The 14,346-nt window shown below is 54.6% G+C and carries 15 protein-coding genes and 1 tRNA gene; 7 read left to right on the forward strand and 9 right to left on the reverse strand.

Annotated features, from left to right (window positions below; all coding sequences use genetic code 11):
* Window positions 1–378: 378 nt before the first annotated feature.
* Both M8N44_RS04440 and M8N44_RS04445 read right to left on the reverse strand, forming a co-directional pair.
* Complete coding sequence (locus tag M8N44_RS04440; RefSeq protein WP_102728838.1) at window positions 379–993, reverse strand: PA14 domain-containing protein; 615 nt, start codon at window positions 991–993, stop codon at window positions 379–381.
* A 72-nt stretch (window positions 994–1,065) separates the two neighbouring features.
* Complete coding sequence (locus M8N44_RS04445) at window positions 1,066–1,311, reverse strand: hypothetical protein (protein WP_146020019.1); 246 nt, start codon at window positions 1,309–1,311, stop codon at window positions 1,066–1,068.
* A gap of 247 nt (window positions 1,312–1,558) precedes the next feature.
* On the opposite strand from M8N44_RS04445, the gene M8N44_RS04450 reads away from it, so the two are divergent.
* A tRNA-Ala gene (locus M8N44_RS04450) sits at window positions 1,559–1,634 on the forward strand.
* Between the two features lie 223 nt (window positions 1,635–1,857).
* On the opposite strand, the gene M8N44_RS04455 is transcribed toward M8N44_RS04450, so the two are convergent.
* The 4 genes from M8N44_RS04455 to M8N44_RS04470 all read right to left on the reverse strand — a co-directional run bounded on the left by M8N44_RS04455 (window position 1,858) and on the right by M8N44_RS04470 (window position 6,142).
* The gene (locus M8N44_RS04455) at window positions 1,858–2,364 is read right to left on the reverse strand and encodes a hypothetical protein (protein ID WP_102728836.1); all 507 of its coding nucleotides are present in this window, start codon (window positions 2,362–2,364) and stop codon (window positions 1,858–1,860) included.
* Between the two features lie 420 nt (window positions 2,365–2,784).
* Window positions 2,785–3,222 carry a pyrimidine dimer DNA glycosylase/endonuclease V gene (locus M8N44_RS04460; protein ID WP_102728835.1) on the reverse strand — a complete coding sequence of 146 codons (438 nt, stop codon included), beginning with the start codon at window positions 3,220–3,222 and terminating at the stop codon, window positions 2,785–2,787.
* Between the two features lie 355 nt (window positions 3,223–3,577).
* Window positions 3,578–4,270: a GDSL-type esterase/lipase family protein gene (locus tag M8N44_RS04465; protein WP_102728834.1), complete on the reverse strand. Its 693-nt coding sequence runs from the start codon at window positions 4,268–4,270 to the stop codon at window positions 3,578–3,580.
* A gap of 450 nt (window positions 4,271–4,720) precedes the next feature.
* The gene (locus tag M8N44_RS04470) at window positions 4,721–6,142 is read right to left on the reverse strand and encodes a cytidylate kinase family protein (RefSeq protein WP_102728848.1); all 1,422 of its coding nucleotides are present in this window, start codon (window positions 6,140–6,142) and stop codon (window positions 4,721–4,723) included.
* Window positions 6,143–6,386: 244 nt separating this feature from the next.
* Here M8N44_RS04470 and M8N44_RS04475 point away from each other — a divergent pair, with 244 nt between their 5' ends.
* The 4 genes from M8N44_RS04475 (at window position 6,387) to M8N44_RS04490 (ending at window position 8,894) form a co-directional block, all read left to right on the forward strand.
* On the forward strand, window positions 6,387–6,890 hold the full coding sequence (locus M8N44_RS04475) for an aminoacyl-tRNA deacylase (protein ID WP_102728833.1): 504 nt from the start codon (window positions 6,387–6,389) through the stop codon (window positions 6,888–6,890).
* A gap of 96 nt (window positions 6,891–6,986) precedes the next feature.
* Window positions 6,987–7,703, forward strand: a complete 717-nt coding sequence (locus M8N44_RS04480; RefSeq protein WP_102728847.1) for a glutamine amidotransferase — start codon at window positions 6,987–6,989, stop codon at window positions 7,701–7,703.
* Window positions 7,700–8,191 carry a pyridoxamine 5'-phosphate oxidase family protein gene (locus M8N44_RS04485; protein WP_180975238.1) on the forward strand — a complete coding sequence of 164 codons (492 nt, stop codon included), beginning with the start codon at window positions 7,700–7,702 and terminating at the stop codon, window positions 8,189–8,191. Before M8N44_RS04480 ends, M8N44_RS04485 begins: the two co-directional genes overlap by 4 nt.
* 10 nt (window positions 8,192–8,201) lie before the next feature.
* Window positions 8,202–8,894 carry a YwaF family protein gene (locus M8N44_RS04490; protein ID WP_180975237.1) on the forward strand — a complete coding sequence of 231 codons (693 nt, stop codon included), beginning with the start codon at window positions 8,202–8,204 and terminating at the stop codon, window positions 8,892–8,894.
* A 47-nt stretch (window positions 8,895–8,941) separates the two neighbouring features.
* Here M8N44_RS04490 and M8N44_RS04495 read toward each other — a convergent pair whose 3' ends face one another.
* Both M8N44_RS04495 and M8N44_RS04500 read right to left on the reverse strand, forming a co-directional pair.
* On the reverse strand, window positions 8,942–10,078 hold the full coding sequence (locus M8N44_RS04495) for an NADH:flavin oxidoreductase (protein ID WP_022398252.1): 1,137 nt from the start codon (window positions 10,076–10,078) through the stop codon (window positions 8,942–8,944).
* A gap of 84 nt (window positions 10,079–10,162) precedes the next feature.
* Entirely contained in the window at window positions 10,163–10,813 is a 651-nt protein-coding gene (locus M8N44_RS04500; RefSeq protein ID WP_022398253.1) for an anthranilate synthase component II, read from the reverse strand.
* 30 nt (window positions 10,814–10,843) lie between these two features.
* On the opposite strand from M8N44_RS04500, the gene M8N44_RS04505 reads away from it, so the two are divergent.
* Together M8N44_RS04505 and M8N44_RS04510 are read left to right on the forward strand one after the other, a co-directional pair.
* Window positions 10,844–11,860 (forward strand): aminodeoxychorismate synthase component I, encoded by a 1,017-nt coding sequence (locus tag M8N44_RS04505; RefSeq protein ID WP_102728830.1) that lies wholly within the window; start codon window positions 10,844–10,846, stop codon window positions 11,858–11,860.
* The gene (locus tag M8N44_RS04510) at window positions 11,841–12,455 is read left to right on the forward strand and encodes an aminotransferase class IV (protein ID WP_180975236.1); all 615 of its coding nucleotides are present in this window, start codon (window positions 11,841–11,843) and stop codon (window positions 12,453–12,455) included. Before M8N44_RS04505 ends, M8N44_RS04510 begins: the two co-directional genes overlap by 20 nt.
* 36 nt (window positions 12,456–12,491) lie before the next feature.
* Here M8N44_RS04510 and M8N44_RS04515 read toward each other — a convergent pair whose 3' ends face one another.
* Window positions 12,492–14,303 carry a GmrSD restriction endonuclease domain-containing protein gene (locus M8N44_RS04515; protein WP_022398256.1) on the reverse strand — a complete coding sequence of 604 codons (1,812 nt, stop codon included), beginning with the start codon at window positions 14,301–14,303 and terminating at the stop codon, window positions 12,492–12,494.
* Between the last annotated feature and the right edge of the window lie 43 nt (window positions 14,304–14,346).

The raw sequence follows: 14,346 nt of genomic DNA on the forward strand, positions 1-14,346 counted from the left end.
CTTGGGATTTTACGTTTCATACGAAACCGGTAGGCTTCCGTTCCCAGATGGATGTCTTTGAACCATCGGGAATTTTTTCTCAAATCCTTTCCCTTCAAGGTAGGAACTTGACCACGGATTAGAAATCCGCTAAATTGGTTTCAGTGGGTGTTTTGGCATTTTTGGTGTCAGGCCGCTCCAATTAACTACATGATATACGACGAGAAAAACCGGACTTCCCTGACGTGGGGAGGTCCGGTTTTTTATCATGCCAGGGGAAGTTATTTCCTTTTCCGGCAATGGAAATTCATGGGAAACACTCCTTTTCCTAATGATAAATTGGTCATGTGCCTTGAAAAAATATAGAGGAGCAGGAAGGGGAGGAAATGGACAGGCTTCTCAATCAGCCGCTGCCGGAGGCTGGGGCTTGTCTTCCGGCAAAACGCCGGGAGGCACGAACAGTGCCGTGGACGGAATGATGACCGGAGAGGGAATGTCCGGACCGGACCAGGCAACGGACATATGGTCCGGACCTCCGTCCTCCTTGTGAATCACCACCAGAAAATAAAATCTGCCCGCTTCCAGTTGAACGGGTTCGGAAGCCTGGTTGGGCTGGTTGCTCCAATTATGGGGATCTGAATACCCCTTCACCGTAGCAATGCAGGCCATATCCTTCTGGGTGGCGTCCTTGCCAAGCCACAGCTCCGCGGAATCGTCGGAAGACAGATAAAGACGGTACTTGCCGCTGACGGGTACCCGGAGCAGGGCGGAATAACGGGCTCCGTACTGGTCGCCCAGATTAGTTACATCCAGGCTGCTTATCCTGTGAACGGCTGATGCCGCTGTTTCAAAAACCTTCCCGTGCGTTAAATCTCTTACTGAGCTTCCCGGAATACCGAACCATAACTCCTGCGCTACGCCCGGGGAAGGCTCCCCGGCATCGGACGGGCCGGAAGCGGCTTCCGTCAGCAAGGCGCCGCACAGAAGGCTCAGGATGGGTAAAAAAACGTTCATGGATGAATGGGGCAGAGGGATACTCTCTGCAACGACTACGGACAGGATAGGGGCAACCTTTCAAAAACGGCGTCATTCCCGGGGTTCGGTGTCATGGGGGCTCTCCTGCTCCTGGCTGCCGTCCTTCTGGCGGCGGGAACCGCTTCTCCAGATCATCCAGCCGATCAGGAATGCCAGAACGCCCAGTCCGGCGACCCTCCGGGGAGTGGAAATGCCGCTGTCTTCCGTTTGGGCCGGTTGCCCCGTGTTTGCGGGAGGCTCCTGGGCATGCAGGGAACCGGCCAGGAAAAAAGCCGCCAGAGCGGCGGCGGAAAGCATGCGATGCTGAAAAAGGAGGCGTTTCATCGTTTATGAAAAGGTAAAATAGGAGTGAACCTTATTCAAACACATTTGTTCCGGCTGTTCCTGTTTCCGGGCATGCGCGGCTTGGAACTTCTTCCCGGTCCGGTATTTCCCGGAAAAAATCGTCCATGGTCATCTTTTTTGCAGAAAAAGCTTGCGTGTCTGCTGCTGTCATGATACTTTTTCCCCGTCCTCAACGGGACGCACCAAGACGAAAGTCAAGGGGGTATTAGCTCAGTTGGTAGAGCGCCTCAATGGCATTGAGGAGGTCAGCGGTTCGAACCCGCTATGCTCCACCAAATAAAGGCCTTAAAGCATGAACGCTTTAAGGCCTTTTCCGTTTTATCAACCGCATTGAAAGTCTGGCGGTCAGTGTTTGGTGGAAGGAAGAGAAGTGGAACAAAAGATATCATTTCAACATTTGTTGTTTGAGGAGACAATCTTGTTCCATTTCTTGTATGAACGTATGATATTAAGAAAATAAAAAACAGGTTTGAAACGTTGATTCTGTTTTGTTGTCCTTTACTTATTGGCGCGGAGCTGGTCAATCAGTGCCTTTCGGTCTTGGTATGCCTGCGAAGGAATTGTTAGCTTGCCATAATGATCGTCTGCTTTTTTCCAAGCCGCTTCCCACATAGCATCAGATAACGCAGGCAGAGCGGAATCTGGAAGCAATTCTTCCGAATAAGCCGTGAATTCCAGTTCATCCGGGGTCTTTGTTCTGAATTCCCCTTTGATTAATTGTGTTACATGCATCCTTTCATGACGCAGGGTGGAAATGCACTTGGCAAAAACTTCCTCCTCGTTAGTAGGGCTTGTCAGTATACGACGCAAATATGCAGGTTTGAACGTGATGCAGGGAGAGCTTTCCGTTCCTCCCGTTTTGGCATGCGCGTGGTCTCCTCCAAAATCTTTCACTTTGAGTTGGTAGGTTTTGTCCCCTTGAAAATAGGTATTGTTCAGAAAGTTGATAGCTTCATCATTTTGATTATTAGTGAGGTATGTTTTAAATGTATCCAGATTGCTCATGATAATTGGTTAGTGTTGACCAGGAATGGGAGGCGGTTGATTCTGCCATGGGAACGCTCAGCCTACAGATTCCGGTAATGTTGTTCCTACTCTTTTATTAGTTGGCTTTTCGGATTCTGCCATGTTGTCTGTCGACACCACGACTTTATCTTTGTTCAGGTCTCGTCCAAGTTTACCCGTTTCGAACGGCATTCTCCTTTTTTTAAAATAACGGCGAACTTTTCAAAAGATGGATGCATCGCAAGAATAACGTCATGGAAATAAACGATTCCATCACTCTTAGAGGCAGAAACAGTTCTCTCGTACATGATGACGTTGCAAAAATGCCGCTAGGGTGGGGCGACATGGACAATGATGCATCATCATTTGCTTGTTGGGCCAACCATTTTATCAAGATATATTTTAATCGTGATGTTGGGGTTAAGTGTACTTTTCCCAAGTACAAATATCGCCCGGAACCACTTGAAAAAGGGGATGGGGGAGAATGGATGTGGTTTGTTGTAGCAGGGAATATTGCTGAGGGGACCTTTTCCGGAGTTTGTTCAGTAGATGATGGAATTCGTATTCGAGCTGTTTATCCGGGAGAAGGAGGCGGGAAGAGGGCTGGCACGCACAAGGAGAAATTTTGCTTAAATCAAAGCTGTAGCCTCTGCGAATGGATTCTTCATGGACGGCTTTCAGGTAGAGGTCCATGGTTTGTAGGGGATTTCCCGTTTCCCGGAAACGGATGAGCTGGGGATGGCGGGTGTAGCCTTTTGTTTGTCCCAGCAGGACTTTCCGGGCGAGCAAGCCTTCCCTCCACAGGGCAATCAGGCCGATGGCATCCAGATAGGAAGGGTGGAGTGACCAAAGTCTCATGGTTTTTTGGACTGTGAAAGGTCACACAACGTTGATTCTCCCTGTGCAGCACACGAAAGGCTGCAGAGGAGGGTATGGATTTCAGGCTGTTCTGTGAGAAAGCCGCCGTTTCAGTTCAAGAGATTTTTCCAGAATTCTTTAGTTGCAGGCAATGGCTATTGAGAAATGCGCGGAACCCTGAACTTCCTGAAAATGCCTGTTCTTTGTTATGGTCAAGGGAGACGTTTTGTCATCCCTGGGCTGTCAATGGTTCCGTGTCCATGAAGGTTTTTCCGGACGGCAGAGGATAAATTTTCTTTGTTCCACGGGCAGACAAACGCTTTATGGCAAACAAGCTGCATCACTGGCTCATGCCTCATTCCGGAAGGGAGAACGGGAAAATGCTCCGTGATTCCTGTTTGGAATGCTTTTTCATCAGCCGTGCCAGGGTTGGCTGAATGGCTTCCGCCATGAGGCGCTGCCCTTCCGTGTTGGGGTGCAGGGGGCCGGCTTTTTTCCCGTTGATGACGACGACTGACGGGTCACAGAATAATTCCTCCCGCACCTTGCCGTTTCCATCCAGAAAGACGTCGCGAATGTCCAGAAATGTAACAAACGGATTTTTGGCATAGAGGCGTGCCAGCCTGTCATTGACGGCCATATCCCTTTTGAATTTTTTATCCGGGTAGGCTGCCGCGGCTACGTGCCAGTTGTAAATGTCGCTGGGCAGAATGCCGACCAGGAGAATGGAGGCATGGGGGAGTTTGGAATGGACTTTGTTCACCACGCGGCAGATGCCGTTGAAAGTTTCTTCCTCCGTATTGCCGCGTCCCGTGTCATTGGTGCCGATCATGATCTGGACCACTTTGGGGGAGACATGGTCCAGGATTCCCTTGCCCCCGATTCTTGCCAGGACGTCATCCGTCGTATTGCCGTTGAAGCCTGCATTGAAGGCATTGTAGGGAGCATAGTATTTTTTCCAGATGGGCAGAAAGTCCTGGCAGGGAAGGTTGTCCTTACGGTAGTTGTCCGTGATGGAGTCTCCGATGAAGACGTATTCCGGCTTGATGTTCCGGTGGCGTTCCTTAACGGCTTCATGGCGCGTTTCCCAGGTGTAAGCATGGTCCCGGTGCTAGGCTTCCGGTTTCAGGGTGGGCGGCAGGGACTCCGCTGCTTCCGATACAGCCGGAATCAGGAGAAACAACAAACAGAGAAGGAGTTTTTTCATGGAAACGGAGCTTTCAACTTGTTTTGTGTAAACAAGAGCGTCCCGGTTTGCGCCTTTCTATCTTCTTTTTCCATTCCGCGCCGTTAACGGTAAAAAACGGTATCATGCTCCATGGCCGTGAATTGCTCAAGTTATCCTGTTTTCCCCGGAGGAAGACCGCCCGGAGAGTGGAAAACTGTTGGAAAAGGAGCGGCGGAAACTGTCTTTCTGCCTTACGCTTGCCGGAAGGCCCGGGAAATATATGGCAGGAGAGGGCATGCCCAAGGCTTCACATCCCTGTTGCAGGTCTTGTCAGGCCAGGGAGATTTCTCCCTGGATGTCCTCGGCCTCCGGTTCCGGGAGCGCGGGTTCCCGGACGGGGGCCGTTTCCGAGGCGGGGGATTGCTCCGTTCTGGTGTTGATGGCTTCCAGAATCAGTTCCACCGTGCGTTCCAGGCCGTAGTCGGACGTGTTGACGCACAAGTCGTAGAGGCGGGCGTTGCCCAGCTCCTGCCCGGTATAGTGCAGGCAGTGGGTACGGCGGCGGGAATCCATGAGGTCCATGGCTTTGGCTGCTCCGCCAGGCTTCACCCCGTAGTTTTCAGTGACGCGCTGCATGCGCGTGGCCCGGTCCGCATGAAGGAATACGCTGAACAGGTTGGGCCTCCCTTTCAGGATGAAATTGGCGCAGCGCCCCACAATGACGCAGGCCTGCCGGGCCGTGATGTCCCGGATAACTTTGCTCTGGGCCAGGAAGGTGGCGTCTTCCGGTGGCAGTTCCTCCGCCGTGTAAGCGTAGTTCTGCGCATAGAGTTCATGCAGGAAGCGGCTGGAAAGCTGCTGTTCGTGCTTGCGGATGTAGTCCGGAGTAAGGCCGCTTTGGGAGGCGGTCAGGTAGACCAGTTCCGAGTCGTAGAATTGAAGGCCCAGCCGCTCCGCAATCATTTTGCCGATGGCATGGCCGCCGGAGCCGTATTCCCGGTCAATGGAGATGACCAGGGGGGCGTCCGGCGCGTAAGCGGCTGTTTGCGCCAGCGGAAGGACTTCTCCTGCGGCTCCGGGGCGTGCCAGCCGTTCCAGCAGCCTGTCCGGCCAGAAGACGTGCCTGTTGAAAAAACGGACGATCATGCCCACCAGAACGGCGGCCACCATGGTTCCTTCCCGTATGCCCGTCAATCCGGGCAGGAACATGAAGGAGCAGGCTAGGCCGATGCAGACGAGCGTGCAGTCCACACTGGTTTTAACGGCTCCGAATTCCCATTTGAAGAGTTTGACGAAGGCCAGGCTCATGCCTTCCGCCGCTAGCAGAACGGCATCCGCCTTGACTTGCAGAAAGACGCCGAATCCAATGACGGCGCAGCTGAACAGGCAGAGGATTACGGACCAGAGGTATCCGGACGGTTCCAGGGGAGCCATCAGCCACATGGAGAAGTCCGTCAAGGCGCCGAAGATAAAGACGACGGGAATCTGGAGCAGATGCGCCGGACGGAATTGCCTTTTCAGCAGGGCCGCCTGCACGGCGACAAAGCTCAGATGCATCAGGATGGTGACGGTTCCCATCGTCAGCGGGAGCGCCAGGCTGAGCACATACGGCGTGCAGGAGATGGGGGAGACGCCCAGGTTAGCCTTGGCGGACAGGGCGATGCCCAGGGACATGATGAAGAGCGCCACGATCAGGACGAAGCAGCGCAGGATGTGTTCTCCAATGCTTCTCCGGACGTGATGATCTGCCATGATACCGGATGTTAGCTTTTCTGTCAGCGTCAAGTCAAGGGTTCAGGGAGAATGAGGCGGTTTTTTCCTTTTCCCCCTCCTCCGTTGTTTGCCGTTCCTGAGGTTGCCCGCCATAAGCAGGTGGGTATAGCCTGATGAACGGCCTCATGGCTGCGCCGTACTTTCCAGCAGGGAAGGAAAGAGAACCGGTCTTGTAAAAGGGAGCCGTTTTATCTATGCTGCAGGGGGATTCCGGTTCAAGCTTATGTCCAAAAAGAAGGAGAAGGAGGCGAAGACGAACGCCATGCGCCTGCTGGATATGCTGCATGTCCCTTACAGGCATTATTCCTATGGGTGCCGCGAGTTTGTGGACGCGTGGCATACGGCGCAGGCTCTGGGGCTGCCGGCGGAAAAGATGTACAAGACGCTGGTGACGGAGGGCGCGCCGCGGCAGTATTACGTGTTCGTGATTCCCATCGGCGCGGAGCTTTCCTTGAAGAAGGCGGCGCGTGCCGTGGGAGCCAAGGCTCTTTCCATGCTTCCTGTGAAGGATATTACCACCGTAACGGGGTACGTGCGCGGAGGCTGCACCGCTCTGGGAATGAAGAGGAAGTATCCCGCCGTGATTGATTCCAGCGCGGAGGCTCTGCCGGAGATGGTGGTGAGCGGCGGACGCCTGGGATGCCAGATTGAATTGAGCCCTGTGGATTTATGCCGTGCGGCGGAGGGCTCTTTTGCTGATGTGGCGGAGATTCCCTCCTCGTTGTGATTTCCATTGTCCCGGAAATGCGGACGGAACGCGGTAAAAAGCTTTTCCCGGAGGATTTTTTTCTATATTCCTGTTGCGGTCCATTCCTCCGTTGCCATGAGTAGCCGTTCCCACTCCCGTACCTGCCTGGCCCTTTGCCATGTGGCTTTTGAAGATCTTGGCACGCTGGAGCCCCTTTTCAGGAGCAGGGGTTTTCAAATCCGGTACGTCCAGGCAGGCGCTCCGTATCCTTCCGTTCAGGAGTGGCTGGGGGCTGATTGTTGCGTAGTGCTGGGCGGTCCCGTGGGGGTGGGGGATGTGGAACGGTATCCCTATCTGAAGACGGAGCTGGATTTGGTCCGCATGCGTCTGGAGCGTCAACTGCCTTTGCTGGGCGTCTGCCTTGGCGCTCAAATGATGGCCCATGCCCTCGGCGCCCGGGTTTATCCCGGTACGGCCAGGGAAATAGGGTGGGGGCGCATATCCCTGACGGAGGCCGGGCGCCTGTCTCCTCTCCGCCATTTGGAGGGAACACCCGTTCTGCATTGGCATGGGGATACGTTTGACGTGCCTTCCGGAGCGCGTCTGCTGGCGTCTACGGAGATTACCCCGCATCAGGCCTTTTGCGCAGGGAAGCATGCGCTGGCTCTCCAGTTTCATGTGGAGGCGGACGTTTCCCGGATGGAGGAGTGGCTGACCGGGCATGCCTGTGAATTGATGGCCGCCGGGACGGATATTTGCGGGCTCCGGGCGGCTTCCGTACGTAACGGAACCCTGCTGGCCGGGCGCGCCGCGCTTTGCATGAATGAATGGATGGAGGCTGCCGGCTTATGAGAAGAAAAGACAGGGAAGTAATCCGTCACGCGGATTTGCTGGATATGGTCGCCCGGTTCAAGGTGTGCCGCCTGGGATTGTGGGACGGCAGGGAGGTGTACGTAGTGCCCCTCAATTTCGGTTATGAAGAACGGGATGGTTCCCTGAATCTGTTTTTCCACTGCGCCCGGGAAGGGAGGAAGCTGGATATCCTGCAAACCCGCCCGGAGGTCTCTTTTGAGATGGACGGGGACCATGTGCTGATGGAGGGGGATACCCCGTGCCGGTACAGTTATGCCTACGGCTGCGTCATGGGCCGGGGCGTCGTCGAGTTCCTGCGGGAAGATGAGGAAAAAATCCATGCCTTGAGCCGCATCATGCTGCACCAGACGGGGCGAGAGGCGGCTTTTACCCCCGGCATGGTCTGTGCCGTATATGTTCTGCGTCTCAGGGTGGAATCCATCAGCGGCAAGCTTCATGCGTGTCCGGAACCTCCTCCTGCCTGTTGACGGATTTTGTATGTCTGGAGAAATCGCACCCCTGTTTATCCGCTGGAGCCTGCCGCACTGGGCGGCCTTGGGCGTCGTGGCTCTGGCCGCGGGGGGGCTCCTGTGGGGCTGCCGGAGGCTCAGGATGGAAAAACGCGTGCTGATCGGGAAGGCGCTGGGCGCCGTCTTCCTGCTGACTTTCCTGATTGAAACGTTCGGGCGCATTGTTAGGGAACACTGGGAGCCCTGGCAGGACAGGCTTCCGCTGCACTTTTGCAGCCTGATGACGCTGGTGTGCTTTATCGCCCTGTGGTTTCGCAAGCCCTGGGCGTGCGCCGTGGCGTATTTCGGCGTGCTGACGGCGAGCGTCCAGGGGCTGATTACCCCCATGCTTTACGACGGCTTTCCCTCCGCCGCGTTCTTCGCCTTCTTTGTGGGGCACGGGCTTTTATTGATTTCCGCCCTTTATCTTCCCGTCGTCTTGGGATGGCGCGCGCGTCCGTGGGATGACGTGAAAACGCTGGGCTTGTGCGACGCCTACCTGCTTCTGATTATTCCGGTGAACGTGTGGCTCGGAACGAATTACGGTTTTACCCGGTATGCTCCGGCCGGGACCGTGCTGGAATATTTCGGCCCCGCTCCGTGGTATCTGCTGACGCTTCAGCTTCCGGCCCTGGCCATTCTGCGGCTGCTGTACCTGACTGTCCGCATCAGGGAAAAGTAGGCAGGGCGTGGGCACAGCGTTTCCCATATCCGGAGCCCCATCGGTTCCTATTTCAGCGTTTTCAGGTCTTCCTTCGTGAACAGGTGGATGTCCTTTTCACGGGCATGGCGTATCTTTTCCGCCCATTCCGCATCCGCCAGCAGGGCGCGCCCTACGGCAATGAGGTCGAACTCCCCGGCTTTCAGCCGTTCCACCAGTGGTTCCACACTGGCGGCCTCCGCTTCCGGGCCGCCGTCAAAGGCATTCGTAAAATCCCCCTTGAGTCCCACGGAACCGACGGAGATGGAGGGCTTTCCAGTAAGCTTCTTGGTCCAGCCGGCCAGGTTGAGGCGGGAACCTTCAAACTCCGGTTCCCAGAACCGGCGCGTGGAACAGTCAAAAATGTCCACGCCCGCTTCCGTCAGGGGTGTCAGAAAATCTTCCAGTTCCACGGGGGTGTGCGCCAGCTTGGCATCGTAATGGCCGGTTTTCCATTGGGAGAAGCGGAAGATGATGGGGAACTGGCTGCCGACCGCCTTGCGTACGGCATGGACAATGCTGCTGGCAAAACGGGTGCGGCCCACCAGGTCTCCGCCGTATTCGTCCGTGCGCCTGTTGGTCTCCTTCCAGAAAAACTGGTCGATCAGGTAGCCGTGCGCTCCATGCAGTTCCACACCGTCAAAGCCCAGCCGTTTGGCATCCGCCGCGGCGCGCGCGAAAGCGTCGATGACTTCTTCAATCTTGGCGATGCTCATGGGCTCCGCCGTTTGTTCCAGCGTGTTCACGTCAATTCCGGATGGTCCGATGGGAGGCAGTTCCGGATTGGGCAGGTTCTCTCCCTTGAAGGGCCGGGCCATGCCCACGTGCCAAAGCTGGGGGGCTATTTTGCAATCCGTGGTATGAACGGCTTCCAACACCTTTTTCCATCCCCGCAGGGAGGCCCCGCCGAAGAAATTGGGGTAATTGGAGGAAGGGGAGGCGCTGGGTTCGTCAATAAAGGTGCCCTCCGTGATGATGAGCCCTACTTCATGTTTTGCCCGGCTCTTGTAATAGGCGGCCACCTGGTCCGTAGGAACCCCGCTGGGAGAAAATCCCCGGGTCATGGCCGGGAGAACGATGCGGGTGGGAGTGTCGAGCTTGCGTGAATGAAAAGGCTGGAACAGAATTTCCATGTCCCTGATCTTGAGTTCGTCCTGTGCGTTCATGAGAATAAAAGGCGTTATATCTGAAGCGGCCCGGATATGGGCCGGGATGATACAGGTATGAGACACTTTCCGGCCTCCTCCCGTTCATCCCTGATGCTGGCTGTGGATCATTGATTCGTTTGAGGCAGGACTCCCCTCAACCGCATTTGCCGGAAGAGACAGGAAATTCCGGAGCAGGGACTTCCCGTCCGGCGTCAGGATGGATTCCGGATGAAACTGGATGCCGTAAAGGGGGCGGGACCTGTGGCGAATGGCCTGGATGTTTCCCCCGGAATCCCTTGCGGTGACGACCAGTTCCTCCGGCCAGGGAGTGGCGGCAAGACGCCAGGAATGGTACAGGCCTGCGGGGAATTCCTCCGGCAGCCCCTCCAGAAGGGGGCAGCTCTCCGTCCGGCGTATGGGTTCACGGACCCCGTGAAGCGGCTGGGAGAGATGTTCCAGCCGGGCCCCGAAGCGTATGCCCAGGATCTGGTGCCCCAGGCATACGCCCAGCACCGGAGTGCAGGGGGGCAGGCGGTCCAGAAGGCGGAAGGTTGCCTGGTGGCATTCGTCCTCCACCGTTCCGGGCCCGGGGGACAGGATGAGTTTTTCTGCCGCCTGAACCGCCTGTTCCAGTTCCGGCGAAAGGTTGGAGACCACGCGCGGAACGGCCATTCCCGTCACTCTGACGAGTTCCGCGAGATTCCAGGTAAAGGAATCCCGGTGGTCGATGATCCAGACGTTCGGTTGACTCATGGCGCGCACATGATAGAATAATTCCCGCCAATGTACACACGGGAAGAAACCATCCTCCGCATGAATGCCCTGGGCCGTGCGGAACGTCCGTTCTTCTTTGTGATCTCCCATGATCTGGAGCACAACCTCCTGTTTGAGCTTCCGGAAACGGGGCACGAACGTATGGCGGCTTTTTCCCTGCCGCTGGGAGGCATGGGGGAGCAGGGCAACTGGCCGCCGCTTCCGGAACGGCTGCGGTTCATCCCTTCCCCCTGTTCCATGGCCCGGTATGCGGCGTCCTTCGCCTCCGTCCGGAACCATCTGATGAGGGGGGACTCCTACCTGCTGAATTTATGCGTGGCGACCCCCGTGGAAACCAACCTGACGCTGCGCCATCTGTTCCGGTTCGCACGGGCTCCCTACCGGATGCTGCTGGGGCCGGACGCCCGTGTTCCCGGCGTGCATGGCCGCAGCTGCGTCTGCTTCTCTCCGGAACCGTTTGTCACGGTACGCGGGCGGTCCATTTCCACGTTTCCGATGAAGGGAACGGCTCCTGCCGCCACGCCGGAAGCCCGCGACTGGCTGGAGACGGATGAAAAGGAAAACCGGGAATCCGCCACCATTGTGGACCTGATGCGCAATGATCTCTCCATGGTGGCGGCAGATGTGCAAGTCAGGCGCTACCGCTACATCAGCCCGGTAAAAACGCGCGGAAGAACCATCCTGCAATGCAGTTCCGAGATTTCAGGCCGCCTGCCGGAAGACTGGCGTTCCCGCCTGGGGGAAATCCTGCTGAAGCTGCTGCCCGCCGGGAGTGTGACCGGAGCGCCCAAGGAGGCCACCTGCCGGGCCATTGCGGAGGCGGAGGACATGGAGCGGGGGTTTTACACCGGGATTTTCGGTTTCTTCAACGGGCGGGATTTGGATTCCGCCGTCGCCATCCGCTTCATGGAAGAGGATGAAAAGGGAATGGTGTACAAAAGCGGAGGCGGCATCACCGTCATGAGCCGCATGGAAGATGAATACCGGGAAGCTATTGCCAAAGTTTATGTGCCGTTTGATTTTTGAAACCGTCAAATGGGAGGATGGCGCTCCCTGCCTGCTCCCCTGGCATCAGCGGAGGGTGGAAGCCGCCATGAACCTTCACGGAGCGGAAGGCTCCGCCGTTCCCGATCTGGCCTCCGTGCTGGCGGCCTGTCCGGGGCCGGAAGGCCGCGGCATTTACAAATGCCATATCACGTATGATACGCAGGGAAAGGCGTGCCGTCCCGTCTTTGAACCTTACCGTCCCCGGCTGGTGAAAAGGTTGGCATGCGTGGAAATTCCACGGCTGGATTACTTCTGCAAGTGGGAGGACCGGACGGAGCTTCAGGCGGCAGGGCTGGGGTTGGGAGAGGATGAAGAAGTGCTGATCCTCCGGCACGGGCAGGTGACGGATACGCGGTACAGCAACGTCGTGTTCGGGGACGGCTCCTCCTGGGTGACTCCGGAAACTTTTCTGCTTCCCGGCACCAAGCGCGCATTCCTGCTGGCATGCGGAGCCATTGAAGAGCTTTCCATCAAAGCGGAGGATATAAAAAAATTCCGCTTCTGTTCCCTGATTAACGCCATGCTGGACCCCGGCGACGTGGTGGTGCGGACGGAGGATATCGTCTATCCTTAACCGGTTTTATAAATTTATATATTACAGGAGCATGATCTACAATTCCTGATAATACCGTTGCATCAGCTTCGCCATCAGTTTGCGGCGTTCTTGAAGGAATGATTCGTAATCACTTATATCCATGCTGACAATATTTTGAGGGATACTGTTTTCCTCCAGATTGCGGTAAAGCATTTCTTCGTCGGAAATATTTCCGAGTGTAATGGCTTTAGTCCCGCATTGCTCTTGTACTTTGGCAAAATAGACAGAGGGAGGATCGTCTCCAATGGCTTTATTTACCTGCGTATCAAGATAGATATAATTGGCTACCTGATTATATTTTGTCTTATTATCAATGCCGTTCTTTTTCAGATAATTGCGCGGAAAAATATGGTGCACGTCTCCTGAAATGGTAATGAGATCGGAGACTTTAGTCCCTTTCATCAGCAGGGAATTGCAGTTCAGGTTAATTTGAGCAGCAAGGAAGGTATTGAAGGCGGGACTGTTTACAGAAGACGTTTCCAGGTTCTGAGGCAGCGTAACCGTCCAAAATGTTTCCGATAGGGCAGAGGCCTCCACTTCTGTTTTGAAATTCAGGAAGCCTTTTTCTTCGATATTGCGCATATCACGGTCCATCTGCGTCTCCGGAGATCCGATGTATCTTGAAGTTAGGGTGGAGAGGACGAACCATTTTTGAACATGCCGTTTGATTTGTTCGTTTGGAATGGTTGGATCACTCCGCAGCATCAGATACAAAGTGTAAGCAAAATCCAACGTCATTTGTGAATTCAACTGTTTGCTGGAGACAAAGCCCGCACCCTTAAGGGCCATTACAAATTGTGTAAAATTGTGCTGGTTGATAAATTGTACAATGCCGGCATCCAGTTTCCGGTAGGATTCCGCTACGATATCATCCCGGTATTCCTTGGTTTCGAAATCCCTCCCGGACAATAAGCTGACCAAATCAGCAAGTTTTCCTCTGCGGAACTGGTGCATGAATGATACCCGTAGCATATCGCCGTAATCGGGATCGTAAATGTCATCATAATCATGAGCCAGCCACTTGATTTTATCCGCATACTTGGAATTCTGGAATTCCTCATCACGTACCAATAAGGAGTAAAAATCAGGTTTCACGGCCAGATGGCAGAAATAGTCCACTGTTTTACGCATCATACTGCCTTCATGTTCCATGTCCGCGGCCATCTTGGACATGACAAAGTCTGATTGGCTGAGAGACGTTCCTTTGGAATTGATACGAATGAAAATTTCAGTTACTTCATCAATATCCAATGTAGCATCCAGCTCAATCACGCCAATTTGCCTGTTGGCGATTCCTTTTAGAGAGGCAATGGATTTATTGATTATGTTGGGTTTGATTCCTTCATTGATGGTACAATATTCAACGGAGAACTCGAACGCATCGAAATCGGCATCAAATACGATGGAAATATCCGGTATCCATCGTTTGTCTTTTAAATGAGAAGCGTCTTGAACCGCAAAACGCTTGCTCGGATCATCAGCAAGAGGATTGAAGGCGATTTTGACGCGGTCTTTATTAAAATCTTCATCCAGGACTTCTTTGCCGGCGATAGCGGCCATCAGGGCGGTTACACGTTGCTGTCCGTCGATAAGTACTTTTTTTCCGTTGGCTTTTCCTCCATCCTTGGTTTTCACGTCAGGATTCTTCCAAGTAATGATATAGCCCGTAGGGTAGCCGTTATATAAGGAATCAATTAAATCCCGTACTTGGCTTCGTTTCCAGACAAAGGGGCGCTGAATTTCTGGTATAACGAAATCTTCCGCTTCTATCAGCCCCAAGACGGCGCTGACGGAATATTGCATCAACGTGAATTTTTCACCGGTCATGATATTTCTCTTTTATTGCTTCATCCACTATTGAGCTTATTTA

This window comes from Akkermansia massiliensis (assembly GCF_023516715.1).
GTDB classification, from domain to species: Bacteria; Verrucomicrobiota; Verrucomicrobiia; order Verrucomicrobiales; family Akkermansiaceae; genus Akkermansia; species Akkermansia massiliensis.